Genomic DNA, 24453 nt, shown 5'->3' with positions numbered 1-24453 from the left:
AGGTTCTTTCTCTCATGCAGAAGGATCAAAAACGAAAGCAACTGGACATAGTTCCCATAGTGAAGGAAGTGAAACGACAGCAGGTGGCTCCTATTCTCATGCGGAAGGTAAACATACAATCGCTTTAGGCGAAGCAGCACATGCAGAAGGAACCGCGACTATCGCTAACGGATTCTCTTCTCATGCGGAAGGTAATCATACATCAACAGCTCATTTTGCAGGTAGCCATATTATGGGGCGCTTCGGCACAGCAGATGAATCTTATTCTTGGTTTATTGCAAACGGTACAAATGAAACCGATCATAATATCGGTGCAAAGTGGCTTGCTCATAATGGAGAAATGTACATTGAGGGTGCTTCTTACAATGCAAGCGGAACTGATTTTGCGCAAATGTTCGAAACAGTAGACAATACTTTCATTGATGTAGGTTATTTCGTTACATTTAGTAGCGAAGAAAAAATTCGAATCGCTACTTCAAACGATTCATTCATCTTAGGAATATCTAGCGCCACCCCCGCTCTTATAGGAAATAGCGGCGCTTTAAGTTGGCAAAAACGCTATAAAACAGATAGCTTTGGAAAACGTCAATATGTACGTACGGAATCGCAAGACATACAACCTCTTTTAAATACAGAATGGGATCCAGCTTGCAAATATATAGCAAGAAAAGACCGTAACGAGTGGCTTCCTGTCGGATTAATTGGACAAATGTTAGTACGTGATGACGGTACTTGCGAAACGCATGGATATTGTCGTCCAAATAACGATGGCATTGCTACAAAATCTGAAAGTGGCTTTTTCGTTATAAAGCGCACGGGCGACAATCAAATTTTAATATTATTCCGCTAAGAAAAAAGGGAACAAAATTCTTCGTTACATAAGAATTTTGTTCCCTTTTTAAGTATGTCTTAATACCGCTTGCATATCGCTTGGAATCGGTGTAGTGAAAGACATTTCTTTCTCTAAAATAGGATGATAAAACGTCAAGGATGTACTGTGAAGCGCTTGTCGCTTCATTTCATCTCTTTTTCCACCATATAAATTATCGCCAAGTAGCGGATGTCCTATGTGCGCCATATGTACACGAATTTGATGCGTTCTCCCTGTATCGAGCTCAAGTGATACATGCGTCTTATGATTGGCGCTATCGATCACTCTAAAATGAGTAACGGCTCTTTGCCCCTCCTCACAAACGGTTCGCTCAATAATGCTATCCGATTTTCGTCCAATCGGTGCGTCAATCGTCCCTTCTCTTTCTACCATCTCACCGTGAACGATCGCTTCATACGTTCTTTTCACAGCTTTTTGTTGATGCTGTTTCGATAAAAGATGATGTACGAAACGATTTTTTGCAATAAGCATAAGCCCTGAAGTATCACGATCTAACCTCGTTACGATGTGCACCGTACTTGCAAGATGTTGCTTATCATAATGAGATAAAAGCGCATTTGCAACACTTCCAGCCGGATGTTCTCTAGACGGAATCGTTGACATGTTCGCCTCTTTGTTTATGACAAGAACTGCATCATCTTCATATACGATACATAAAGGAATATCTTCTGCAATCATCCCTTCACTTCTTTCCTCCACGGGAAAAAAGACACGTAATTCTTCACCAGCTTGCAACCGATGACGAACGCTCGTATGTTGACCATTTACTTCTATAGATCCGCCATGAAACTTTATATCCGTTAATGCGGCTTTAGAAATCCCTTTTGTTTTTAGAAATTCTCTAACTAAAGTTCCCTCTTGGGCCGATTCTATATCCCATTTCAATGTAAATCTGTTCAAATATATAAACCCTTTCTATTTATCTGCAACAAACGAGTCACGAACTCGTTTCCAGAACGGAAATGGACGGAAACGAACAAATCGTACTTTCTCGTTTGCCACGCGATACTGAATTGATTTCACATCTTGATGAACCATCGTTAAATGGTCCACCGTAATTTGTAAGTTCATTCCTGCAGTCGGCTTCAGCACGCATGTATGATGTTTCGGCAATACGAGCGGCGAACCTACCGTACGAAACACACGGTTATTAATAGATGCCATTTCTGCAATTTGGATCGCTTCAATAGAAGGGTGAATAATTGCTCCGCCAAGTGCCTTATTATACGCAGTACTTCCCGAAGGAGTAGAAATACAAAGGCCATCCCCGCGGAACGTTTCAAAGTACTCTCCGCGTATTTCCACTTCTGTTACTAATGTACCTTCTGCACTTTTCACAGTCGCTTCATTCATCGCTAAATACTGTGACTCTTTGCTCCCATTCACATAGCGAATAATCACTTCTAAAAGCGGATATTCCACCACTTGGAATGGTGTTTTAGCAATTGCAATTACTAATTTCTCTACTTCTGTCGGTAACCAATCTGCATAGAAACCTAAATGCCCTGTATGTACACCAACAAATGCTGTTTCATCCAATCGATTATAATAACGATGAAACGCATATAAAAGCGTTCCATCTCCCCCAACAGAAATTACAATATCGGGTTCCTGTTCATCCATTATAAATCCAAAATCTAGCAAGTATTCTTTCATCGTGCTTGCCAGTGCATCTGATGATTGATCTCCCTTTGACATAATTGTAAATTTCATCGCCCAACACCCTTTAGTTTATGATTCGGAATCTTTCGTTTCTTGCTTTCTTGAAAAAGCTTTCTGCGCTTCTTGAATTTCAAGACGGATAGAAGACATTTCTTCATCTAATAAAAATGCTGCTTCCGCTGCACGTTGCAAGCGTATTTTAATATCTTCAGGAAAACGTCCACTATATTTATAATTTAAAGAATGCTCAATTGTTGCCCAAAAGTTCATTGCTAGCGTACGTATTTGGATTTCTACCAATACTTTTTGTTCACCTTGAATCGTTTGAACTGGGTAACTAATGACAACGTGATAAGAACGATAACCGCTATCTTTCTTCTGCGTGACGTAATCACGTTCTTCCACGATTTCAAAGTCATTTCGCTTTCGAAGATATTCTACAACAGGCTTAATCTCATCAACAAATTGACACATCATTCGAAGGCCCGCGATGTCTTGCATATCTTCTCTTAGCCTGTCTAACGGTACATTTCTCTTCTCCGCTTTATCAATAATACTTGCAACCGACTTTACCCTTCCTGTTACAAACTCAATTGGAGAATGCTCTGTTAACATTGCAAATTGAGTACGCATTCCTTTTAGTTTCACTTTCAGCTCTGCCACCGCTTGGTGGTAAGGTGCTAAAAATTCTTCCCAATTTCGATTCATTTCAACCACCACCAAAATCAATCCATTTGCTTATAGAAATACTTTTTCTACAGCAGTTACTAGTTCTTCTCCGTAATTTGCATTACCTTCAATATTTTCAACTAAATATTCTACTTCTTCTTTTAAACCTTCTAATTCCATTTCAATGTCATTCACGCGAACGAACATAACCACGTCGTTATTCATCGCTTCATGCATTGCTTCCCAGCATGTGTGTGGAATGCTTACATAAATGAAAGATGATTCGTTTTCTAAGATATATAAAAATGATAAATTATCTGAGTCTACAAGTACGTGATTACGCGCACTTAACTCCTTTACCTCTATTTCACTATTTTCCGCACAAAAAATAAGAGCATTCTCTCTCTTTTCTACGCTCTTAACTTGGATTTTATTTTGCATGCTCTAACTCCTCCATCTCAACTTCCTGTCTTACTTAACAGTATTATTGTATCATAACATGGACGCAAACAAATAAAACATTGAACCAAATTTGTGAAAAAGCGATAATGTGTAAAGAATTATTTTTCAAAAGGAGCGCGCATACAATGACACAAGAAATTGAAATTGAATTTAAAAATATTGTTACAGAAGAAGAATTCAATACATTATGTAAATCATTCTCTATTGAAGGATTTACGAAACAGGTGAATCACTACTTTGAAACACCGAACTTCTCATTAAAAGAAGCTGGCTCTGCACTTCGTATTCGTCATAAAGGAGCAACTTATACATTAACATTGAAACAACCTGCAGAAGTCGGCTTGTTAGAAACGCATCAAGTTATAACAGCAGATGAAGCAAGATTGATGATGGAAACAAATACAATTATTCAAGGCGCTGTAGTAGATCAACTACACACATTACAAATTCCTGTTTCTGCTTTAACTTATATGGGTAGTTTAACAACTGAAAGAGCCGAAACACTATTTGAAGGCGGAACGCTTGTCTTTGATCATAGTTTCTATTACAATCACGATGATTATGAAATTGAATTTGAAGTGCAAGATGAAGAAGCAGGCAAAGCTTCATTTATTCATTTGTTAAAGCAACACGACATACCAATCCGTCATACAAATAATAAAGTAAAACGCTTTTTCCTTGCCAAACAAAACAAAGCACGCTAAAGTGAAAATTCCACTAGTGAATACGTTCTACTAGTGGATACATCTCACTTTTTGAAAAAGAAAAGATTCTTTTACATCTGTAGAATAAGCAAAGAACGTTATGAAGGCTGTTTATTTGCCCTCCCTAACATTCCATTGCTACAATAGATATACATTTCATGGAAAAAGGAGTTTAAAAGGATGAGCAAGCAACCGATGACACCATTTGAAGCAATTGGCGGTGAACAATGCATTGCAATATTAGTAGACACATTTTATTCCTATGTCAGTAAACACCCTGACCTATCTCCCATCTTCCCGGATGATTTAACAGAAACAGCTAGGAAGCAGAAACAATTTTTAACACAATATTTAGGTGGTCCTAATTTGTACACTGAAGAACATGGTCATCCTATGTTAAGAGCACGCCATCTCCCGTTTGAGATTACTCCAAAACGAGCAGAGGCTTGGCTATCGTGCATGGAGCAAGCAATGGATGACACAGGAGTACACGGTCATATAAGAGAGTTCGTTTTTGAACGTTTAGCATTAACTGCTCAGCATATGGTTAATACTCCAAACGAAACAGGTGAAATATAATGGATAAACAGGAAGCAAAGCATATCAATATGCCATCTCCTTCCGCATGTGAGCATAAGTCTGTAGAAGCATATTTATTTATTGATCCACTTTGTAAAGATTGCTGGGAAATTGAGCCCTTTATTATTAAACTATGGCTTGAGTACGGGAAATACTTCTCTATTCGTCATATCGTAACAGGAAAAGTGGACGGAACGAACGCTTCCTCACACAAATGGAATAAACCTGCTAATATTCGATTTGTGTGGGAAAAGACAACAAGTTTACAAGGTTTTTCATGTGATGGAAAGGTACATATGCAAGAAGCATCGTCAACACCATATTTAGTTTCGATGGCAATTAAAGCAGCGGAGTTGCAGGGCCGAAAAGCAGGTTCGAAGTTTTTGCGAAAACTCCAAGAATACATTTTCCTTGAAAATGTATCAAATCCTGACTGCGAATTATTACTTGCATGCGCAAAAGATAGCAATATTGATGTAGAAGAATTTAAAAAAGACCTATATTCCGCTAGCGCAAAAAAGGCTTTCCAATGTGACTTAAAATTCACAAATGAAATGCATATTACAGAAATACCTTCTCTCGTATTCTTTCATGCAAATTCAGATGAAGAAGGTATTAAAATCGCTGGAACGTATTCCTACGACGTCTACGTACAATTATTGAAAGAACTTGTAAAATGTGAAATCGAGCCAGAGCCATTACCACCTTTAGAAGTATTACTGGAAGCGACACAATTTATCTCTTCAAAAGAAGTAGCATTTATATATGACTGCTCGAAGCAAGAAATTGAACGTGAACTAAAAAAATTACAACTGAAACGAAAAGTACAAATGATTGACGTAAAATGTGAGCGTTATTGGAAATGGATAGCAAAAGAAAAAGACCTGGTGTAAACACCAGGTCTTTTTCTTTACGGCTTATAAAAATATTAAAGGGGATGGGAGAAATTTTCACGTTCAAACAAAGGGGTATATGTTTGTATGTGAATTCGTTCACGCTTATTATATTACAAGATTCGACGTCAGATGACAACCCCTTTTGTCGAATTTCACACTTTTGTCACATTCTAAACGTTTTCATTTTTGAATAAGCTATAAAAAAGCTATTTTGGAGGTGTTTTGTATGAAAAAAACGTATATTTTACTTATCATTCTAGCCGTCATCGTTTCTTTTTTCTTGTACATCCTCTCTCTACTACAAGCTTTTCCTAAAATGATTGCCTTTCCTCTTTTATTCGGAGTCATTGTCATCGCTCTCTCTTATTTCAACCATAAAAAACGATTTAAAGGGTTTTAATGAACTGTAAAACTGCCTTCTAGTTTAGAAAAAAGAAGACAATTCGATTTATTTTCTCGACAAATATCGACAAAATGACATCAAGAAAAAGACGAGGCAAATTCCTCGTCTTTTCTATTACTTCTCTTCAAATAATAATGCTTCTAATTCATTTAATTTCTCTTCAAATACTTGCAATGCTTCTTTTACCGGTTCTGGAGATGCCATATCTACTCCAGCTTTTTTCAGCACTTCAATTGGGTAATCTGAGCTTCCTGCTTTTAAGAACTCATTAATGTAACGTTCTACTGCTGGTTGCCCTTCTTCTAAAATTTGTTTAGATAGAGCCGTTGCTGCACTAAATCCTGTTGCGTATTGGTATACGTAATAGTTGTAGTAGAAGTGCGGAATACGAGACCACTCTAAACCAATTTCTTCATCAATTACTAAAGCATCACCGAAATATTTCTTATTTAAATCATAGTAGATCTCCGTTAGCATGTCTGGTGTTACCGCATGTCCCTCTTGTACTTTCTTATGAATAATATGCTCAAACTCTGCGAACATCGTTTGACGGAATACAGTACCACGGAATCCTTCTAAATAATGATTTAATAAGTATAGACGCTCTTTCTTATCTTCTGTCGTTTTTAATAAATAATCGTTTAGAAGCGCTTCATTACAAGTTGATGCTACTTCCGCAACAAAGATTGAATAATCCCCGTATACGTGCGGCTGCGTTTTTCTTGTGTAGTAACTATGGACAGAATGGCCAAATTCATGAGCAAGTGTAAATAAATTATTTACATTATCATGCCAGTTCATTAAAATATAAGGATTTGTTCCATATGCACCAGATGAATATGCTCCGCTTCGTTTTCCTTTATTCTCATACACATCTACCCAGCGATTTTCATATGCTTCTTTCAAAATATCAACATACTCATCACCAAGTACATGTAAAGACTTTAATAACATGTCTTGCGCTTCTTCATATTTCACATTCATTTTCACTTCTGGTACAAGTGGTGTATATAAATCATACATATGAAGCTCATCAAGCCCTAGTGCACGCTTACGAATATCAATGTAACGATGTAGCAAGTGTAAATTGTCATTTACAGATTGAACAAGTTGATCATACACCGCTTCAGGAATATTATTATTACTTAATGCTGCTTGACGTGCAGAGTCATATTTACGAACACGTGCATTGAAATTATTACGCTTTACAGCTCCGCTTAACGTACTTGCAAATGTGTTCTTATATTTTCCGTACGTTTCATATACAGCTTTGAATGCATCTTCACGCACACGACGATCATCACTTTCTAAAAACTGAATGTAACGGCCATGTGTAATTTCTACTTCTTCTCCATCCTCACCTTTAATAGATGGGAATTTCAAATCCGCATTATTCAACATACCAAATGTATTACTTGACGCACTCATTACTTCAGATGCTTCTGCTAATAAAGCCTCTTCCGCTTCAGATAATACGTGAGGGCGTTGACGCGTAATTTCTTCTAACGCATGTTCATATACACTTAATTCTCTATTTTCTTTCAAGAATGTTTGCAATGTATCTTCTGAAATCGATAAAATTTCAGGCACAATATATGCTGTGCTACTAGATACTTGTGAATATAAATTTGTTGCACGGTCATTTAACGCTTGATACACAGAGTTTGTTGTATCTTGATCGTAACGCATATGTGCATATGTATATAGCTTACCTAATCGCATTGAAATTTCATCTTCATATTGCAATGCTTCAAGTAAATTGTTCGCAGAGTCACCAAGTTTCCCTTTAAATTCAGTTAACTTCGGTAATAGCTCTTTAATAGCTTGGAATTCTTGTTCCCATTCTGCATCTGTTTGGAAAATATCTTCTAATCGCCACGTACTTGATTCTTCAATCTCGTTACGATCCGGTAATGTTTTTGCTGTGTTTTGTTCAGACATGCTTTAAGCCCTCCTTTAAATATCTCTACTTACATACAATTCGATTTTTCTTATGTAATTCCTTCACGATCAGTCTTTATTATATCCGCTTTTCCTTCTCTCATGTTGTACTTTGCCTCAAATAAAGATAAGGCATACGCTAAACTACTTTCATCATATTTCATAACTTCCTCCTCTGTTTTTACCATAACTATCCCCCGTATTTTCTGGTACTTATAAGTCCCTACTTTACGTAATACACCTGTATAGCATAAAAATGTCATATACTCAGTAACTGCTACTTTCCATATATGCTGTGAAAAGTACGGGAGCATACGCCTTTTCGTATACTTTTTTATATAACTCCACACGTATGGAAGGGAAATATAATCCCCTACCGCAAGCTCGCCTATACACTTCATATATAAAAAAGCTTGCCATATAAATGGATTTGTTTGAAAAGCAAATGAGGACGGAAGCGGCACACCAATTTCAGAAGGGAAATTTGCTGGGGTACATTTACAGTGATATAAGAGGCGTAATAGTGATTTATGATTATAATTCCAAATAGGCAAAGCATTTTTTCGAAAATAGTCCTTTCGCTTCTTCCATTCTCGTTCTAATATCTCCTTTTGAAAAGGAACAGAAGAAAAGAGCATTTCAAAAGTAGTCGTTTCAGTTGGTAAATATATAATATGTGAGAAAGAGACGCTTGTAGAAAACGAAGTGAGAAACGCGCATTTCATAAATGATTTTTGTTTCGAGCAGAAGAAAATAAGAAGTGGCTGAGGATAAGATTGTAAGGAGAAAGCCATAAGGGAGGAAAATTTCACCCAATAGGCAGAGTGCTTTTTCAATTGATTTCCACCAATAATCCAAATGACCTGTATACCAGCTCGCCAATACGAATAGGTTCGTTTGTACAGCTGTTCTATAGAGAGATTCGCGCACTGGTATTCAATCGCAACTTTTCTCCCTGCTCTCTCTATGAAAATATCTGGTCGCTGCTGAATCTCTGGTAAATAATGCTCTATATCTACATGAAAGTTTTGACGTTTGAACCATCTATATAACAATTCTTTACCGTGCCTATGATACATAGATTCTGCTTCATAAAAGGCTAAACATGAATCTTCTTTCTTATGAGCAAAATGCCACTTTTTTTGTTTTCCTAATCTCATTAGTACTTTTTTCCCACAAGCTATGCAAACGAAGCTTTCCCTTTTCCGCATACGATGTAAAATCTCTTCATCATGATGATAGAGTAGATGAATTTTCTCTCCGTTTTCTCTTTTGGCGATAAACATCGGAATCACACCCTTTCAGCTCCTTATATTCTACAATTTATTACAAATTCCTTTTAAAAAAGAGATGTCCCAATTTCGGACATCTCTTTTTATAATAATGGCGATAATAACCGATACGTTGATTCAACAATTCTTCTATGCAGACGCCTTTTATGAAAACGATCGACGTGAATTTCACTGGATTCTTCTAAATCGTCTTTAAAATCTTGAACAAGTTTTCGAATGCTATCTGTATCATATAAAAAGGCATTTACTTCAAAGTTCAAATGAAAACTTCTCATATCCATATTAGCTGTCCCAATTGAAGCTAAATCAGAATCGACAATGACAACTTTACTATGAAGAAAACCTTTTTCGTATTCATATATCTTTACCCCTGCATCTAAAAGCTCTGGGAAGTATGACCTTGATGCATAAAAGACAGTGCGCTTATCAGGCTTACTCGGCATTAACAAACGAACATCGATACCAGCAAGTGCCGCTACTTTTAATGCGGACAAAATATCATCATCCGGGATGAAATACGGCGTTGCAATCCAAATGGATTTCCGCGCAGAAGCAATCATGGCAAAATATAAATGTTTAATTGTTTCCCATTTATTATCCGGTCCACCTGCAACGAGCTGCACGCCTCCCCAATGCTCCCCCTCAACTGCTTTCGCTTGTAAATATTCAGGGGCTAGCACAGCCTCACCAGTCATATAAAACCAATCTTGAAGGAAAATAAGCTGCAAACTTTGCACAGCTTCACCACGTAAATATAAATGTGTGTCTCGCCAAAAGCCGAAGTACTTATCCTTCCCTAAATATTCATCACCAATATTTAATCCACCTACAAATCCTTCATTTCCATCAATAATAACGATTTTTCGGTGGTTTCGATAATTAATCTTATCGTTTAAAATCGGAAAGCGTACAGGGAAGAACGGAATCATTTCGACACCTGCGTCGTTTAATTCTTCAATATATGATTTTGATAATTTAAAACTTCCAACCGCATCATATAAAAAACGAACGACTACGCCTTCTTTTGATTTTTGTATTAAAATATCTTTAATTTCTGTTCCAAGCTTATCATCACGCACAATGTAATATTCCATATGAATGTGATGTTTCGCTCGTTTTAATCCATCTAAAATAGCCTGAAACGTTTCATCTCCATTTGTTAATGTTCTCGTTTCAGTTTGAAATGAAATATTTAAAGCGCCTAAGCGATCCGCTAAACGAAATAACAGCTCTTGATGCTTATGATTGCGCAAAATCCGTTCTTCGTAATCTTCATGCCCCTTATATTGTAAAAACGCTTGTTCATCGAGCAACGCCTTCTTTTGGAACATTCTCTTCCTCCGAAAGTTCTGTCCGAATAATAAATAAGCGAAAAATCCAAATACCGGAAAAATCCCTAACACAATGAGCCATGTAAGTGTTTTTGACGGATGACGGTTCTCTAAGAAAATAACGCAGCCAATTAAAAATGCAGATACCGTAAATAAAATACTAATAATACCTAAAATCGAAACATCTTTTATCCCAATTACATCCGAATAAAACGCTACATCAATAAACATACGTAATGACACAAATAATGCAAACAATAGTAACACAAAAAAAATCAACTTTAACGTATTTTTCATCTCTTACCTCCTTACTAAGAAAGCTTTCCTATTCTTCATATAAAAAGCCGATTTCATACTACAGAAATCGGCCTACGTTTTAGCAGGAAAATTATTGCGAATTATTTCAAGCGCATGCTCTTTCACAATTTGTTTCCCATACTCACTTACACGATGAATTGTTAAAGTTGATTCTTCTCCGTATTCTAAAACAATGCTTAAAATGCGATCAATTTCTTCTTCATCATGTAGCACTTCATCGAATTCCACATATACATAATAGCGGTCCTCAAATGAATACAGCTCATCTTTTATATCTTCAAAGATAAGACGGTGGCTTAATGAAATGACATCTTCAAAATCATTAAACTTAATTAAAAAGCCAAACGTACCATCTTCGTTAAAGTTTGTACCTGCTTGTTCTTCTACCTCTTCCACTACTTCTTGCTGGAATAATGATTCAATACCTTCATCTAGAGGAATGTCTATAATTTTATCTACACCTATTGGTAGTTCTAGCTTTTGTCCATCCTTTGAAAGTTCTGCTTTCGTTACAAGTACTTCAATCCCTTTATCGACTGCTTGCACTTGAATCCATAACGGCCCATCAATAAAGAAATCGTCATGATCACGAGCTTCGTCCATCATTTCCCAAAAGAGCTCTTCGCTTCTTTCGCGGTCATACCAAATTTCCTCACGATTAAAGCCTCTGTCCTCTATATCAATGTACGTAATAAAAAATTTCATCGTATGATCATTAATTCTTTCAATATCCAAAATACAACTCTCCCTTCCTGCTTAGAATTGTTATGAAGGGATTCCCCACTCATATGACAAATCAATAGATTCTTGTACTCTCATTTTATGATAAGATTCTCCAGAATGGAAATAAAATCGATTTATTTTACAAAAATAGTTATATACCTATCTTCATTCAATGGTATACACAAATATATCATTGTGGCGATTACTCACTTATAAAAAATTTGGACATACATTTCCATCTTCCCCCGTACACTGTAATAAAGTGAAACTTTTATTAGAGAAGATGCTTTAGTCCTTTTCACCACATACATATAGTTCGCTTATTAAAACATCATAAATGGAGGCAGACGAATGGACTTAGAGTTTTTAACATCTGTACTAATGATTGTCGGTATCGATGTTGTATTAGGTGGTGACAACGCAATTGTCATCGCACTAGCTAGCCGAAATTTACCTGAATCGAAACGAAATAAAGCTATTTTGATCGGTACTCTTTTAGCAATCGTACTAAGAATTATCCTTACTATACTAGCTGTCTATTTGCTCGACATTCCATTTCTGCAACTTATCGGGGGCATTTTACTTACATTCATTGCAGTAAATTTACTAACTGATAATAGCAACGATCTTTCTTCTATTCAAGGAAAAACAACTTTATTTCAAGCTGTGCGTACAATTGTATTCGCGGACCTTGTTATGGGATTTGACAACGTTATCGCCATTGCAGGGGCAGCTCACGGAAGATTTTTACTCGTAATAATCGGTTTACTCATTTCTATCCCGATTATTATTTGGGGCAGCAAACTCATTTTAATACTTATGGAACGCTTTCCATTCCTCATTTATTGCGGGGCAGCAATTCTCGCTTATACAGCAGGAAAAATGGTCACACATGAAGACAGACTGGCAACCTTTTTTCATAACAACCCAAGTTTCACTGCAGGCATTCCTTACTTATTTATTTTCACCATCTTATGCATCGGTTTTATCGTTCAACGAGTTCGATTACGAAATGTGAAACATTAAAAAAAACCTTCTACTATATAATAGGTAGAAGGTTTTCATATTATTATAATTAATTTACAAGACGCTGTGCTTCACGTAATTGGAACGTTCTTACTGTACGTGGTAAGAAACGGCGGATTTCGTCTTCATTGTAACCTACTTGAAGGCGTTTCTCGTCAATCATAATTGGACGACGTAAAATCCCTGGATAGTCACGAATCATCTTATATAAATCTTGAAGTGGTAAAGACTCTAAGTTTACATTTAATTCTTGGAAAACTTTCGAACGAGTAGAAATAATCTCATCCGTTCCGCTTTCTGTCATGCGTAAAATCTCTTTAATTTCCTCAATCGTTAACGGATCTGAGAAAATATTACGTTCTGTATAAGGAATATGATTTTCCTCTAGCCATAATTTCGCCTTTCTACAAGACGTACAGCTTGGAGAACTATATAATGTTACCATACAAAGCTCACTCTCCTTAAAGAGTACAAATTCTGTACTAATTACAGTTTAAATTTCTTAATTCAGCAATTTTTCGCGATACCTTGTCTTAAAACAAAGTGCAAAAATTGCTTTTCATGTAAGCAACAACTTTTAGTAAACAACAATTACTTTTAATAAGTAACTTCTATAATCATTATACAATAGATTTTGCAAGAAATATACAGTAAATTTCCTTCTAATTGAGAAAACTCTTCCGTGCATTTCACTGCTATGTAACATAATCACACTTACTTCATCTGTTCTTTAACAATAATCTTCAACCCTCTTAACGCTTGCTTTTCATAGATTTTTCATATGATTTATAGTTATTTCCTCATAATCTTTTCTATGAAAAAGAGAACGTTTTCTTACCTTTTTTTGATAAATCAATTAAGAAATGTAAGACTATATAAGTGAGAATTAAAAGAACGTTTGTTCTTATTTTAACAAACATTCTCGTTCATGTCTATACGATTTCTAAAATATATTAAATATTTTTCTGACATTTCTTTCTTTTTCATCTTTTATCTCATACAATAAAAATACAGACAGGCAAAGGGGGAATTTGCAAATGATTGCTTTTTTTATTGATTTTGTCACTGTTGCTGCCCTCATCATCGGAATAACAGCATTGATTGGTGTCATTACAAATAGCATTGGTGAAAAACTCTTTGGCGGAAAAGAAAAGATGAAGTTTGTTAATAAAAGTTTGGATGTACAATCCGGCTGGAACGAGGTTGGCGGGAAAGGTATTTATAAGAAACGTACGTATTAAAAAAAGCAGGCAATTACCTGCTTTTTTCTTATTTCTCTACTGACGCCCATTTAAAGCTTAAATCGCCGCCATATTTATGGTTGTACATATTTTTAATGGAATCTCTTTGTAAGTATGCTCTACCACGTTGATATACCGGTACAATCGCAGCGTCATCAAGTAACATTTTCTCTGCTTCTAGTAAGCTTTTCCAACGAGCATTTACATCGCTTCCATCTTTTTTCGCTTTCATGATGATCTCATCATATTTCGGATTAGAATATTTCATTTTATTTTGTGATCCATCAGTTACAAACATATCAAGATATGTAATTGGATCTGGGAAGTCTGCACTCCATCCAGAGAATGACATGACGAAATCGCCCGCATCTTCCAATTTTAGTTTTTGCGCGAATGGTTGTTGTTTAATTTTCACTGTTAAACCTGGTAAATTCTTTTCTAACTCACCTTTTAAATATTCCCCTGTTTTCTTCGATAATTCAACATCTTCGTTTAATAACTCTAATTCGATTTCATTTTTACCAAGCTCTTTTTTACCAGCTTCCCAATATTTCTTCGCTTCTTTCACGTTTGGTTTTACAATATCTCCATTTACAGCACGGAAGTCCTTTTTATCCGGTCCTTTAATGAAGTTATCAGGAATTAATCCTGTCGCTGGCTTAGAACCGTTATTTAATAATGTATCAACGAACGGTTTACGTTCAAAAGCAAGTGAAATTGCTTTACGAATATTTTTATTTGCTAACGCTGGATCTTTTTGATTTAAACGAAGGAAGAATACAGATGTATCTTCTACTGTTTGGAAATCTGGTTTTCCTTTATATTTATCGATGAACTCCGCTAATAACGTCGCTCGATCGACTGCGTTTGTTTCATATAAATTAATTGGTGTAGACGTATCTTTAACAATATTAAAGTTTACTTCCTCAATCTTCACTTCTTTATTATCCCAATATGACGCGCTCTTTGTCATTTTAAAGCTACGTTCATGTTGCCAATCACTTAATGTAAATGGTCCGTTATAAAGTGTTGTATTCGCTTCCAAACCAAACTTCGTACCTTGCTCTTTCACAAACTTTTCATTCACAGGATAGAAGATTGGATATACTATTAAATCTACAAGATATGGAATGGAATTATCTAATTCCACTTCTAATGTATAATCATCAATCGCCTTTACCCCTAATTGGTCCGGACTCATCTCTTTTTTATTAATTTTCTCTGCATTTTTTATATCATACATAATGTACGCTGATTTCGCAGCTGTATCTGGGTTAATCGCTCTTTGCCATGCGTATACGAAATCTTTCGCTGTCACAGGCTCACCATTTGACCATTTTGCGTCTTCACGTAATGTAAATGTATATTTTTTACCGTCTTCTGACTTTTTGAATTCCTTCGCTACACCAGGAACTAGCTTATCATCTTTTCCTAAACTGTATAAGCCTTCCATCGTATTAGTCATTACTCTTGAAGAAACTGCATCAGCTGATAACGCTGGATCCATCGTTGGAATCTCTTGTGTTTCAATTAAGTTAATAACTTGCTTCGCACCGCTTTTCCCGCTATCCCCTTTTGCGTTCGCTTGCGGTTCATCTTTTTGGTAGCTACATGCCCCTAACATCATGCTCATCGCTACTGTTGATACTACAAAAACTGGCATCTTTTTTTTCATATTTCCACCCTCCACAAAAATGTTAGCCCTTTCATTTTCAAACAAATAGAAATATATATATGTTCCAATAATTCATATTATACACACAAATATATTTTTTGTATATTTATATTTCTATTTTATTAAAATTTTCTGTTAAAAAATAAACCTTTGTAAACGTTTCATATTGCTGATTTCCCTTACTGAAATGTCAGAAATAATTATTTTTATATTTTTCTAAATTATTAGATAAAAATAAATTTTATATTCTATAATACTTTCTGCATAATTATCCTTCTGTTTTTATCATAAAATAGCGCTCCCTTCATAATAAAGATATGTAGGTTAAAATGAGTGCAAAGGTTAAGAAAGTATGTTACGATACACTTTGCTAAAAATAGATATCGGTAAAGAGGGGACGGACATGACAGCAATTCAGGCAAAAAACGGGCCCACTGAGAAATTAAGTTTATTCTTATTAACATGGCCTATTTTTCTAGAAGTTTTTCTATTTATGTTAATGGGGATCGCTGATACTTTCATGTTAAGTGCATTATCAGACGATGCTGTATCTGGGGTTGGTGCAGCGAATCAATATCTCCATATCGCTATTTTGGTACTAGAAGTCATCGGGAACGGCGCAGCTATCGTCGTATCTCAATACCTCGGTTCCAAACGTTTTATGGAAGCATCTAAAATATCAGCTTTAGCCGTCACATTAAATTTAGTGGTCGGACTCGTTATAAGTGCTGGTTTTCTTTTATTTTCAAAACATATGATGATGGCGATGAACTTACAAGGCGATGTACTTATGTATGCACAGAGCTATTTATCTATCGTCGGAGGAGCTATTTTCCTTCAAGCTATTATTAATTCATTAGCCGCAATTATCCGCGTACATGGCTTCACAAAGCAAGCGATGTTTATTTCACTTGGAATGAATATTATTCATATCGCTGGAAACTACGTACTCATTTTCGGGAAATTTGGTTTTCCAGAGCTTGGTGTACAAGGGGCTGCCATTTCTTCTGCTGCCAGCAGGCTAATCGCGCTTATCGTTTTCTTCTGGTTACTGTACCGCGTTATGGAGTACCGTGTGAAATTACAATACTACTTCACCTTATCAAAAGAATACATCGGAAAAATTTTAAAGATTGGGATTCCATCTGCATTTGAGCAGGTTATGTATCAAGCTTGCCAAATTGTCTTCTTATACTATGCAACATATTTAGGAACGGAATCGTTAGCGGCTAGACAATACGCTACGAACATTTCTATGTTCACTTATTTATTCGCTATTGCAATCGGTATGGGAACAGCTATTATTATTGGGCGCCTCGTTGGCGGTGGTGAAAAAGATGAAGCGTATGAACGTGTATGGAAAAGTGTAAAGTGGGCGATTGGTGTCACTTTATGTATGGTTGCTCTCGTTATTACATTCCGCACACAATTAATGGGACTATTTACAGATAATCCGCACATTATTTCGTTAGGTGCAAGCGTTCTTTTACTAAGTGTACTACTTGAAACAGGACGTACGATGAACATCGTCATCATCAATTCACTTCGCGCAGCTGGTGACGCAAAGTACCCAGTTTTAATCGGCGCATTTTCTATGGTGTTAATGAGTTTACCACTCGGCTACTTTTTTGCCTTCCATTTAGATATGGGGCTCGTTGGTATTTGGCTAGCAATTGCTATTGATGAATGGACACGTGCTATTATTATGTTCTTCCGCTGGAAAAGTAGAGCGTGGGAACGTTATGCACTTGTTAAACCTCAAGAACAAGAGGAGATTGTTTCTGTTCAGGCGCAATAATACTCGTTTAATTAAGGTGTAGTCATTCGTATAGGCAACTTATATCTGCGATTCTTTAAATATATCGACTTACCGAGAAATATTGACAACTCTTTTATATAGTAAAAAAATCCATTCTTCCGTGATAGAAGAATGGATTTTTTATTATTGATAAATCTCTTTATATTTCTTATACTCCGCTTCAGAACATAATACGAAATGTCCTGGGCGAATTTCACGCATTGTCGGTTCTTCACTACCATAATTGTGCTGAGATGGATCGTATACGATACGTTTACGATTGCGCTCATAATCTGGATCTGGAAGTGGAATTGCTGATAATAGTGATTTTGTATATGGATGAATTGGATTTGCATATAACTCATCACTTGTTGTTAATTCAACGATTTGACCACGATACATTACGCCAATGCGGTCACTAATGTATTTTACCATTGATAAATCATGGGCAATGAATAAGTATGTTAATCCTTTTTCTTTTTGTAACTTTTTCAGTAAGTTTACAACTTGTGCCTGAATTGATACGTCAAGTGCTGAGATTGGCTCATCGGCAATGATAAATTCAGGTTCTACAGCAAGTGCACGAGCGATACCGATACGTTGACGTTGTCCACCTGAGAATTCATGCGGGAAACGGTTTGCGTGCTCTTTATTTAAACCAACTGTGTTTAATAATTCATGAACACGGTCCATACGATCTTTTTTGTTTTTCGCTAACCCGTGAATATCAATACCTTCTGCAATAATATCCCCTACTGTCATACGCGGGTTTAATGATGCATATGGATCTTGGAAAATCATTTGCATTTTACGGTTGAATTTCTTCAGTTCCGCGCGTGATTTTTTACCATGTACATTTTCACCATCAAACAATACTTCACCAGCAGTTGCATCATATAAACGAATGATCGTTCTTCCAGTTGTTGATTTACCACAACCCGATTCTCCTACAAGACCAAATGTTTCTCCGCGGTAAATATCAAATGAAATATCATTAACCGCTTTGACAACACCACCACTCACGTCGAAGTGCTGCTTTACATTTTTTACTTCAATTAATTTCTCACGTTGTTTAGTCATGTTGTTCACCTGCTTTCATTTGAAGAATACGTTTTTCAACGACTGCCGGCGGTTTTACTTCTGGAGCTTGCTCATGAAGTAACCAAGTTGCCGCATAGTGTGTATCACTTACTTTAAATAAAGGTGGGTCCATTTCAAAATCAATTTTTAATGCCTGTGGGTTACGTGGTGCAAAAGCATCTCCCTTTGGCGGCTTCAATAAATCTGGAGGCGTTCCAGGGATTGCATATAACTCTTCTTCTGAACCATCTAAACTTGGCATAGATGCGATTAAGCCCCAAGTATATGGATGTTTTGGGTTGTAGAAAATTTCATCTACAGTTCCGATTTCAACAACTTTACCAGCGTACATAACTGCTACGCGGTCCGCAACATTTGCCACTACACCTAAGTCATGCGTAATGAAAATGATTGCTGCTTCTGTTTTTTGCTGAATGTCCTTCATAAGCTCTAAAATTTGCGCCTGAATTGTAACGTCTAGCGCTGTTGTCGGCTCATCCGCAATCAATAATTTCGGGTTACAAGCTAACGCCATCGCAATAACTACACGCTGCCTCATACCACCAGAGAATTGGTGCGGATATTGTTTTAAACGAGCTTCTGGATTTGGAATACCTACAAGGTCGATTAATTCCAACGCAACTTTACGTGCGTCTGCTTTACTCATCCCTTGGTGTTTAATAAGGCCCTCCATAATTTGATTTCCAATTGTCATCGTTGGGTTTAATGATGTCATTGGATCTTGGAAAATCATCGCGATATCTTTACCACGTACTTGCTGCATTTCTTTTTCTGTTAATTTCGTTAAGTCACGACCTTCAAATACGATTTCACCATTTTTAATGCGTCCAGGAGGATTCGGAATTAAACCCATTAACGCTTTAGAAGTAACTGATTTCCCAGAACCAGATTCTCCTACAATCGCTAATGTTTCCCCTTTTTTCAAATCAAAAGTAACGCCGCGTACAGCTTGTACTTCACCTGCATGTGTATCAAAGGAGACTTGTAAATCTTTTACCTCTAACAATGTTTTCATCTTTGCCTCTCCCCTCTTTTACTTACGCATTTTTGGATCTAACGCATCGCGTAATCCGTCTGCCATTAAGTTAAATGCTAAAATTAATATACTGATGACAACCGCAGGAATGAACATCATATGCGGATACGTTTGAATTGATTTATAACCGTCATTTACAAGAGAACCTAGTGATGCGAATGGTGGCTGAATACCTAAACCGATAAAGCTTAAGAACGCCTCACCAAACACCGCTGTTGGAATTGTAAACATTGTCATTACGATAATTGGTCCCATTACGTTCGGGATTAAGTGTTTTACAATTAATTGTGTATTTGTTGCACCTAATGTACGAGATGCTAATACGTATTCTTGATTTTTTAATTTCAGGATTTGTCCACGAACGATACGCGACATCCCTATCCAACCTGTAATTGCCATTGCGAGTGTAATTGACCATATACCAGATCCCATAATGATTACCATTAAAATAACGATGATTAAGTATGGAATACCGTTAATAATCTCCATAATACGTTGCATAATGTTATCTACTCTACCGCCATAGAATGCTGAAATACCTCCATATGCAACCCCAATTATTAAGTCAATTGCTGCTGCTAAAAGAGCGATATATAATGATACGCGTGTACCTTCCCATGTTCTTGTCCATAAATCGCGTCCAAGATCATCTGTACCAAACCAGAAATACTCTTTAATATCACGTTTTTCATATTGGTCAACACCATATTGATCTGTACCGTCAAATGGTAACCAATGAACATTTTCAATAACTGGAATTTTCGGTGGCAATTTTGCACGTCCTAAATCTTGCTCTTTATACGAGTGCTTACTTACCATCGGTCCGAAGATTGCTAGTAAGATAATAAGCGTTAATAAAACTAAACCGAACATTGCTCCTTTATGTTGGAACAAACGTCTTCTTACATCTTGCCAAAACGTTAAGCTTGGACGGGCAATGACTTCATTATCCACATTATTTTGATTAGCTTGTTGAAATAAGTCTGGAGATAATTTTTGTACATCTTTCATCATTTTTTCCCTCCCGCTAAACGAATACGAGGATCAATAATTCCGTATAAAATATCAACAATGAAAATAACTAAGATGAAGATCGCACTATAGAAAATTGTAGTTCCCATAATAACTGTATAGTCATTCACTGTAATAGATTTAACGAACTGTTCCCCTAGTCCTGGTACAGCATAAATTTGCTCAATAACTAATGTACCTGTAATTAACCCTGCAACCATTGGTCCTAAAATTGTTACAACTGGAATTAACGCGTTACGAAGGGCGTGTTTGATAATGATAACGCCTTGGCTAATTCCTTTCGCTTTCGCTGTTAAAATGTAGTCAGCTTGCATAACTTCAATTAACTCTGCACGAGCGAAACGTGCGATTGTTGCGATAACTGCCATCGATAAAGCGATTGTAGGCATTACTGTAAACTCTGGTCCTTTCCAGAATGCTACTGGGAACCATCCAAGTTTTACCCCTACGAAATATTGTAGTAATGCGGCAAATACGAACGATGGTACCGACATCCCGAGTACGGAAATAATTGTCGCTCCATAATCGACCCACGTATTGTTACGAAGTGCCGCAACGATTCCTAAAATTAAACCGATAAATGTTCCTAATATAATCGCTTGTAAACCAAGTTGTGCTGATGGTCCAATGCGATCCACAATCATGTCTGTTACTGGACGGTTATCATATTGGAATGATACCCCTAAATCACCTTTTGCTAAGTTACCTAAGTAACGTGCGTATTGAACTGGTACTGGATCATTTAAGCCATATTTTTCAAGAATGATTTCTTTTTGTGCCGGTGATAACTTCTCCTGGTTTTTAAGCGGAGAACCCGGAAGTAATTTCATTAAAAAGAAAGTCAGTGTAGTAATTAAAAATAATGTCAAAGCCATGTACACGAAACGTTTTAATACATAACGTCCCATAGTCAAGCACCTCCCCGTTTTTCTCAAAAGCAATAAGATAGTTTTAAATATTCTTACTTTTATTTTTTTAAAATAAGAGTACATGCCCATCATAGGCATATACCCTTATTCATGATGGAAACCATTTTTAGTTTTTGAGTTCAACCCACTTATAGCTAAATTCCCCGCCATATTTATGTTCTAATAGGCCAGTAATAGATTGGCGTTGTAAATATGCTTTTCCAGGTTGATATACTGGAGCAATTGCTGCATCTTCAAGCAGTTGTTTTTCTGCTTGTAATAATGCATCCCAACGAGCTTGTACATCAACTTCTGTTTTTGCTTTTTTAATTAAATCATCATACGCTGGGTTTGCGTAATGTACTTTGTTTTGCGCATTACCTGTCGTATACATTTCAAGGAATGACATTGGATCCATATAATCTGGATTCCATCCCGCATATGACATTGCATAATCTCCACTTGCTTCAAGTTTTAATTTTTGTGCAAATGGTTGCATTTTTGTTGGAACTGTTAAACCTGGTAAGTTCTTTTCAAATTGGCCTTTTAAATACTCTCCGATTTTTTTAGCATCATCAGTATCAAAGTTTAATAGCTCTAACTCTACTTTGTCTACACCAAGTTCTTTTTTACCAGCTTCCCAGTATTTTTGTGCTTCTTTCATATCCTCTTTTATAAGCTTTCCGTTTTCTTCACGGAAGTCTTTTCCATTCGGACCTTTTGCTAAGCCTTTCGGAACAAAACCATATATACCCTCTGAACCATCGTTTAAGATTACTTTTCCGATGTTTTCACGTTCAAAGGACATTGCAATTGCTTTTCGGATATTTTTATTTGCTAAAAATTTATTCTTTTCATTTAAGCGAATAAATTGTGTAGATGGTCTCTTAATCGTTTTAAAGTCAGCATCTGATTTGTATTTATCTACAAACTCTGATGTTAAGACTACACGATCAATTGCTTTCGTTTCATATAAATTTATAGCAGTTGAACGATCCTTAACAATATTGAAGTTTATTTCCTCAAGTTTTACTTCTTTATTTTCCCAATACGTTGGATTCTTCTTAAGCTTGAAACTTTGTTCATGCTTCCATTCATTTAATACGAATGGACCATTATAAAGTGTCGTATTGGATTCTAATCCAAATTTTGCTCCTTGTTCTGTTACAAACTTCTCATTCAAAGGATACAATGTTGGATAGACTGTTAAACTTACAAAATAAGGAACAGGGTTATCTAATTCCACTTCAAGTGTATGATCATCAATTGCCTTTACACCAAGTTCTTCAACTGGTAACTCTTTTTTGTTAACTTTCTCCGCATTTTTAACATCAAATAGTATGTAAGCAAACTTGGCACCCGTGTTTGAATCTACAGCTCTTCGCCAAGAATAAACGAAGTCCTTCGCTGTTACAGGTTCACCATTAGACCATTTCGCATCTTCACGTAACTTAAACACATACTTTTTGCCATCCTCTGATTTCTCATAAGATTTAGCGACACCCGGAACAAGTTTATCATCTTTCCCCAGACGATATAACCCTTCCATTGTGTTATTCATGATGTTAGAAGATGTTGCATCTGTTGATAACGTCGTATCCATAGTTGGGATTTCAGCTGTCTCAGTTAGATTTAACACTTGCTTGTTTGAGGATTTTTCTTTCGCGCCTGCTTTATTATCCTCTTTTTGGTAACTACAAGCTCCTAACATACTGACAGTCAACGTCGATGCAAGTAATAACGGTATCTTTTTCTTCATGTTGTGTTGCCTCCCCTAATTGCACTTCCTGTACCCTCACTTGTAAAAAAGTAGAATTGAAAGAATAATCTCCAAGTTTCTACAATTTTCATTATACATATAATATAACAATTGTGAATATAGTTTTTTGTTTTTTTGTTAAAATTTTTAATAAAATGTTTATATTTTTATTTTTTTGTAAAGGGATACGTTAACATTGCTACCATCATCTTGCAATCAGACCTTTAATTGCGTATAATTTTCAAAAAATTAGTTCTAGTACATATTATAGCTTTTATAGTATAATAATTCTAGTAATATTTTGACGGAGGGGAACATTTTGAATAAAGTTTTTTTTCATACTTGTATACTAATTTTCATAGCGATAATCGCTTCTAGTATTGGTGCATTCCTCGTTTCATCGCATTTTTTGTTGAATTTTGTCAACATCTCGTTTTATATTGCACTATTTTTTATTCTTATAGGCGGTTTTTTATTCATATTTCAAAATGGATTTTTTAATGTAACAATTTACGCCTTCCAAAGAGTATTTGGTACGAACAAAAAAATTGACTCTTTAATTGAAGAAGTAGAGGAACCTGTCGATAAGAAAGAACGTATTTATAAAACATATTCATTCAAATGGACGTATCCAATTTGCATTACCGGTATCATTCTTGGGTTGTTCTCGACCTTCATTAGCTTTACTATTTTGATGTAGTTTGCAAACACTATCCCATATGATATAATAATCAGCAAAACATTTTGTTATAAAACTTTAGTTCTTTCATATTTAAAGAGCTCAGGTAACAATAAATAAATTTATATGTATGCGATGATAAAGAAGAGTACATATTGAGGCAATTTCAGAGAGCTTGTGGCTGGTGTGAACAAGTAATTGTACAGTATGGAATGGGCTTTTGAGCTCCAAACCGAACCGAAAGTAGTAGGCTTTGGCGTTATATCCAAACGTTATTATGGATTAGAGAGATTTCACAGTAGTGAAATAATTAGGGTGGTACCGCG

24 protein-coding genes and 1 other annotated feature (1 of these 25 cut by a window edge) are annotated in these 24453 nt (G+C 36.1%); of the genes, 9 read left to right on the top strand and 15 right to left on the bottom strand.

The window, feature by feature from the left end; translation table 11 throughout:
- Positions 1 to 850: peptidase G2 autoproteolytic cleavage domain-containing protein (locus MR083_RS15840; RefSeq protein ID WP_277931455.1), on the top strand; the 850-nt coding region annotated here is incomplete at its 5' end.
- A 48-nt stretch (positions 851 to 898) separates the two neighbouring features.
- Here the strand turns inward: MR083_RS15840 and MR083_RS15835 are convergent.
- Genes MR083_RS15835 through MR083_RS15820 form a run of 4 tightly spaced genes read right to left on the bottom strand, consistent with a single transcriptional unit; the run spans position 899 to position 3664 of the window.
- Positions 899 to 1792, bottom strand: coding sequence for an RluA family pseudouridine synthase (locus MR083_RS15835; RefSeq protein ID WP_242269564.1), 894 nt, complete (start codon positions 1790 to 1792; stop codon positions 899 to 901).
- 15 nt (positions 1793 to 1807) lie between these two features.
- Positions 1808 to 2605: an NAD kinase gene (locus MR083_RS15830; RefSeq protein WP_000673185.1), complete on the bottom strand. Its 798-nt coding sequence runs from the start codon at positions 2603 to 2605 to the stop codon at positions 1808 to 1810.
- Positions 2606 to 2623: 18 nt separating this feature from the next.
- Positions 2624 to 3262 (bottom strand): GTP diphosphokinase, encoded by a 639-nt coding sequence (yjbM, locus tag MR083_RS15825; protein WP_001081482.1) that lies wholly within the window; start codon positions 3260 to 3262, stop codon positions 2624 to 2626.
- Between the two features lie 30 nt (positions 3263 to 3292).
- Positions 3293 to 3664, bottom strand: coding sequence for a UPF0738 family protein (locus MR083_RS15820; protein WP_001180003.1), 372 nt, complete (start codon positions 3662 to 3664; stop codon positions 3293 to 3295).
- A 146-nt stretch (positions 3665 to 3810) separates the two neighbouring features.
- Between MR083_RS15820 and MR083_RS15815 the strand changes: the two genes are divergently transcribed.
- From MR083_RS15815 to MR083_RS15800, 4 genes are all read left to right on the top strand, one after another.
- On the top strand, positions 3811 to 4389 hold the full coding sequence (locus MR083_RS15815; RefSeq protein WP_242269563.1) for a CYTH domain-containing protein: 579 nt from the start codon (positions 3811 to 3813) through the stop codon (positions 4387 to 4389).
- Between the two features lie 180 nt (positions 4390 to 4569).
- Complete coding sequence (locus MR083_RS15810) at positions 4570 to 4968, top strand: globin domain-containing protein (protein WP_000043381.1); 399 nt, start codon at positions 4570 to 4572, stop codon at positions 4966 to 4968.
- Positions 4968 to 5861, top strand: a complete 894-nt coding sequence (locus MR083_RS15805; RefSeq protein WP_000360652.1) for a ClpXP adapter SpxH family protein — start codon at positions 4968 to 4970, stop codon at positions 5859 to 5861. The genes MR083_RS15810 and MR083_RS15805 overlap by 1 nt, the downstream gene beginning before the upstream one ends.
- Positions 5862 to 6090: 229 nt before the next feature.
- Positions 6091 to 6264 carry a hypothetical protein gene (locus MR083_RS15800; protein WP_000754593.1) on the top strand — a complete coding sequence of 58 codons (174 nt, stop codon included), beginning with the start codon at positions 6091 to 6093 and terminating at the stop codon, positions 6262 to 6264.
- Positions 6265 to 6381: 117 nt separating this feature from the next.
- Here MR083_RS15800 and pepF read toward each other — a convergent pair whose 3' ends face one another.
- The 4 genes from pepF to mecA all read right to left on the bottom strand — a co-directional run bounded on the left by pepF (position 6382) and on the right by mecA (position 11884).
- On the bottom strand, positions 6382 to 8208 hold the full coding sequence (pepF, locus tag MR083_RS15795) for an oligoendopeptidase F (RefSeq protein WP_000003391.1): 1827 nt from the start codon (positions 8206 to 8208) through the stop codon (positions 6382 to 6384).
- A gap of 50 nt (positions 8209 to 8258) precedes the next feature.
- Positions 8259 to 9503: a competence protein CoiA gene (locus MR083_RS15790; protein WP_000612701.1), complete on the bottom strand. Its 1245-nt coding sequence runs from the start codon at positions 9501 to 9503 to the stop codon at positions 8259 to 8261.
- Between the two features lie 80 nt (positions 9504 to 9583).
- Positions 9584 to 11128 carry a cardiolipin synthase gene (locus MR083_RS15785; protein WP_000799204.1) on the bottom strand — a complete coding sequence of 515 codons (1545 nt, stop codon included), beginning with the start codon at positions 11126 to 11128 and terminating at the stop codon, positions 9584 to 9586.
- 72 nt (positions 11129 to 11200) lie between these two features.
- Positions 11201 to 11884: an adaptor protein MecA gene (mecA, locus tag MR083_RS15780; RefSeq protein ID WP_242269562.1), complete on the bottom strand. Its 684-nt coding sequence runs from the start codon at positions 11882 to 11884 to the stop codon at positions 11201 to 11203.
- A 339-nt stretch (positions 11885 to 12223) separates the two neighbouring features.
- Between mecA and MR083_RS15775 the strand changes: the two genes are divergently transcribed.
- Complete coding sequence (locus tag MR083_RS15775) at positions 12224 to 12898, top strand: TerC family protein (RefSeq protein ID WP_000362602.1); 675 nt, start codon at positions 12224 to 12226, stop codon at positions 12896 to 12898.
- Between the two features lie 49 nt (positions 12899 to 12947).
- Here MR083_RS15775 and spx read toward each other — a convergent pair whose 3' ends face one another.
- Positions 12948 to 13343, bottom strand: coding sequence for a transcriptional regulator Spx (spx, locus tag MR083_RS15770; RefSeq protein ID WP_000258267.1), 396 nt, complete (start codon positions 13341 to 13343; stop codon positions 12948 to 12950).
- A 592-nt stretch (positions 13344 to 13935) separates the two neighbouring features.
- Here spx and MR083_RS15765 point away from each other — a divergent pair.
- Positions 13936 to 14139, top strand: a complete 204-nt coding sequence (locus MR083_RS15765) for a hypothetical protein (protein WP_000559976.1) — start codon at positions 13936 to 13938, stop codon at positions 14137 to 14139.
- A gap of 28 nt (positions 14140 to 14167) precedes the next feature.
- Here the strand turns inward: MR083_RS15765 and MR083_RS15760 are convergent, their stop codons facing one another.
- On the bottom strand, positions 14168 to 15814 hold the full coding sequence (locus tag MR083_RS15760; protein ID WP_242269561.1) for a peptide ABC transporter substrate-binding protein: 1647 nt from the start codon (positions 15812 to 15814) through the stop codon (positions 14168 to 14170).
- Positions 15815 to 16166: 352 nt separating this feature from the next.
- Here MR083_RS15760 and MR083_RS15755 point away from each other — a divergent pair, with 352 nt between their 5' ends.
- The gene (locus MR083_RS15755) at positions 16167 to 17612 is read left to right on the top strand and encodes an MATE family efflux transporter (RefSeq protein WP_041184457.1); all 1446 of its coding nucleotides are present in this window, start codon (positions 16167 to 16169) and stop codon (positions 17610 to 17612) included.
- Between the two features lie 144 nt (positions 17613 to 17756).
- Here the strand turns inward: MR083_RS15755 and MR083_RS15750 are convergent, their stop codons facing one another.
- The 5 genes from MR083_RS15750 to MR083_RS15730 form a co-directional block, all read right to left on the bottom strand.
- Positions 17757 to 18692 carry an ABC transporter ATP-binding protein gene (locus MR083_RS15750; protein WP_000166342.1) on the bottom strand — a complete coding sequence of 312 codons (936 nt, stop codon included), beginning with the start codon at positions 18690 to 18692 and terminating at the stop codon, positions 17757 to 17759.
- Positions 18685 to 19728, bottom strand: coding sequence for an ABC transporter ATP-binding protein (locus MR083_RS15745; RefSeq protein WP_000854346.1), 1044 nt, complete (start codon positions 19726 to 19728; stop codon positions 18685 to 18687). The genes MR083_RS15750 and MR083_RS15745 overlap by 8 nt, the downstream gene beginning before the upstream one ends.
- An 18-nt stretch (positions 19729 to 19746) precedes the next feature.
- Complete coding sequence (opp3C, locus tag MR083_RS15740) at positions 19747 to 20763, bottom strand: oligopeptide ABC transporter permease (protein ID WP_000974100.1); 1017 nt, start codon at positions 20761 to 20763, stop codon at positions 19747 to 19749.
- Entirely contained in the window at positions 20760 to 21689 is a 930-nt protein-coding gene (opp3b, locus tag MR083_RS15735; protein ID WP_000534165.1) for an oligopeptide ABC transporter permease, read from the bottom strand. The genes opp3C and opp3b overlap by 4 nt, the downstream gene beginning before the upstream one ends.
- Positions 21690 to 21816: 127 nt before the next feature.
- Positions 21817 to 23448: a peptide ABC transporter substrate-binding protein gene (locus MR083_RS15730; protein WP_046646762.1), complete on the bottom strand. Its 1632-nt coding sequence runs from the start codon at positions 23446 to 23448 to the stop codon at positions 21817 to 21819.
- 319 nt (positions 23449 to 23767) lie between these two features.
- Here MR083_RS15730 and MR083_RS15725 point away from each other — a divergent pair, with 319 nt between their 5' ends.
- Entirely contained in the window at positions 23768 to 24148 is a 381-nt protein-coding gene (locus MR083_RS15725; RefSeq protein ID WP_001044987.1) for a DUF3899 domain-containing protein, read from the top strand.
- A gap of 105 nt (positions 24149 to 24253) precedes the next feature.
- Positions 24254 to 24453 (top strand) — a binding site (T-box leader); it runs 17 nt beyond the window's last position.

The organism is Bacillus cereus group sp. BfR-BA-01408 (assembly GCF_022663305.1).
GTDB lineage: Bacteria > Bacillota > Bacilli > Bacillales > Bacillaceae_G > Bacillus_A > Bacillus_A pacificus.
The sequence above is the reverse complement of the archived record's forward strand: the minus strand, read 5'-3'. Positions and strand labels throughout refer to the sequence as shown.

Coding starts and splice junctions, on each gene's coding strand:
- MR083_RS15765 (WP_000559976.1), top strand. CDS start 13,936: ATGATTGCTTTTTTTATTGATTTTGTCACTGTTGCTGCCCTCATCATC.
- MR083_RS15805 (WP_000360652.1), top strand. CDS start 4,968: ATGGATAAACAGGAAGCAAAGCATATCAATATGCCATCTCCTTCCGCA.
- MR083_RS15760 (WP_242269561.1), bottom strand. CDS start 15,814: ATGAAAAAAAAGATGCCAGTTTTTGTAGTATCAACAGTAGCGATGAGC.
- MR083_RS15730 (WP_046646762.1), bottom strand. CDS start 23,448: ATGAAGAAAAAGATACCGTTATTACTTGCATCGACGTTGACTGTCAGT.
- MR083_RS15745 (WP_000854346.1), bottom strand. CDS start 19,728: ATGAAAACATTGTTAGAGGTAAAAGATTTACAAGTCTCCTTTGATACA.
- MR083_RS15815 (WP_242269563.1), top strand. CDS start 3,811: ATGACACAAGAAATTGAAATTGAATTTAAAAATATTGTTACAGAAGAA.
- MR083_RS15750 (WP_000166342.1), bottom strand. CDS start 18,692: ATGACTAAACAACGTGAGAAATTAATTGAAGTAAAAAATGTAAAGCAG.
- MR083_RS15785 (WP_000799204.1), bottom strand. CDS start 11,128: ATGAAAAATACGTTAAAGTTGATTTTTTTTGTGTTACTATTGTTTGCA.
- spx (WP_000258267.1), bottom strand. CDS start 13,343: ATGGTAACATTATATAGTTCTCCAAGCTGTACGTCTTGTAGAAAGGCG.
- MR083_RS15800 (WP_000754593.1), top strand. CDS start 6,091: ATGAAAAAAACGTATATTTTACTTATCATTCTAGCCGTCATCGTTTCT.
- MR083_RS15755 (WP_041184457.1), top strand. CDS start 16,167: ATGTTACGATACACTTTGCTAAAAATAGATATCGGTAAAGAGGGGACG.
- opp3b (WP_000534165.1), bottom strand. CDS start 21,689: ATGGGACGTTATGTATTAAAACGTTTCGTGTACATGGCTTTGACATTA.
- MR083_RS15830 (WP_000673185.1), bottom strand. CDS start 2,605: ATGAAATTTACAATTATGTCAAAGGGAGATCAATCATCAGATGCACTG.
- yjbM (WP_001081482.1), bottom strand. CDS start 3,262: ATGAATCGAAATTGGGAAGAATTTTTAGCACCTTACCACCAAGCGGTG.
- MR083_RS15820 (WP_001180003.1), bottom strand. CDS start 3,664: ATGCAAAATAAAATCCAAGTTAAGAGCGTAGAAAAGAGAGAGAATGCT.
- opp3C (WP_000974100.1), bottom strand. CDS start 20,763: ATGATGAAAGATGTACAAAAATTATCTCCAGACTTATTTCAACAAGCT.
- pepF (WP_000003391.1), bottom strand. CDS start 8,208: ATGTCTGAACAAAACACAGCAAAAACATTACCGGATCGTAACGAGATT.
- MR083_RS15810 (WP_000043381.1), top strand. CDS start 4,570: ATGAGCAAGCAACCGATGACACCATTTGAAGCAATTGGCGGTGAACAA.
- MR083_RS15775 (WP_000362602.1), top strand. CDS start 12,224: ATGGACTTAGAGTTTTTAACATCTGTACTAATGATTGTCGGTATCGAT.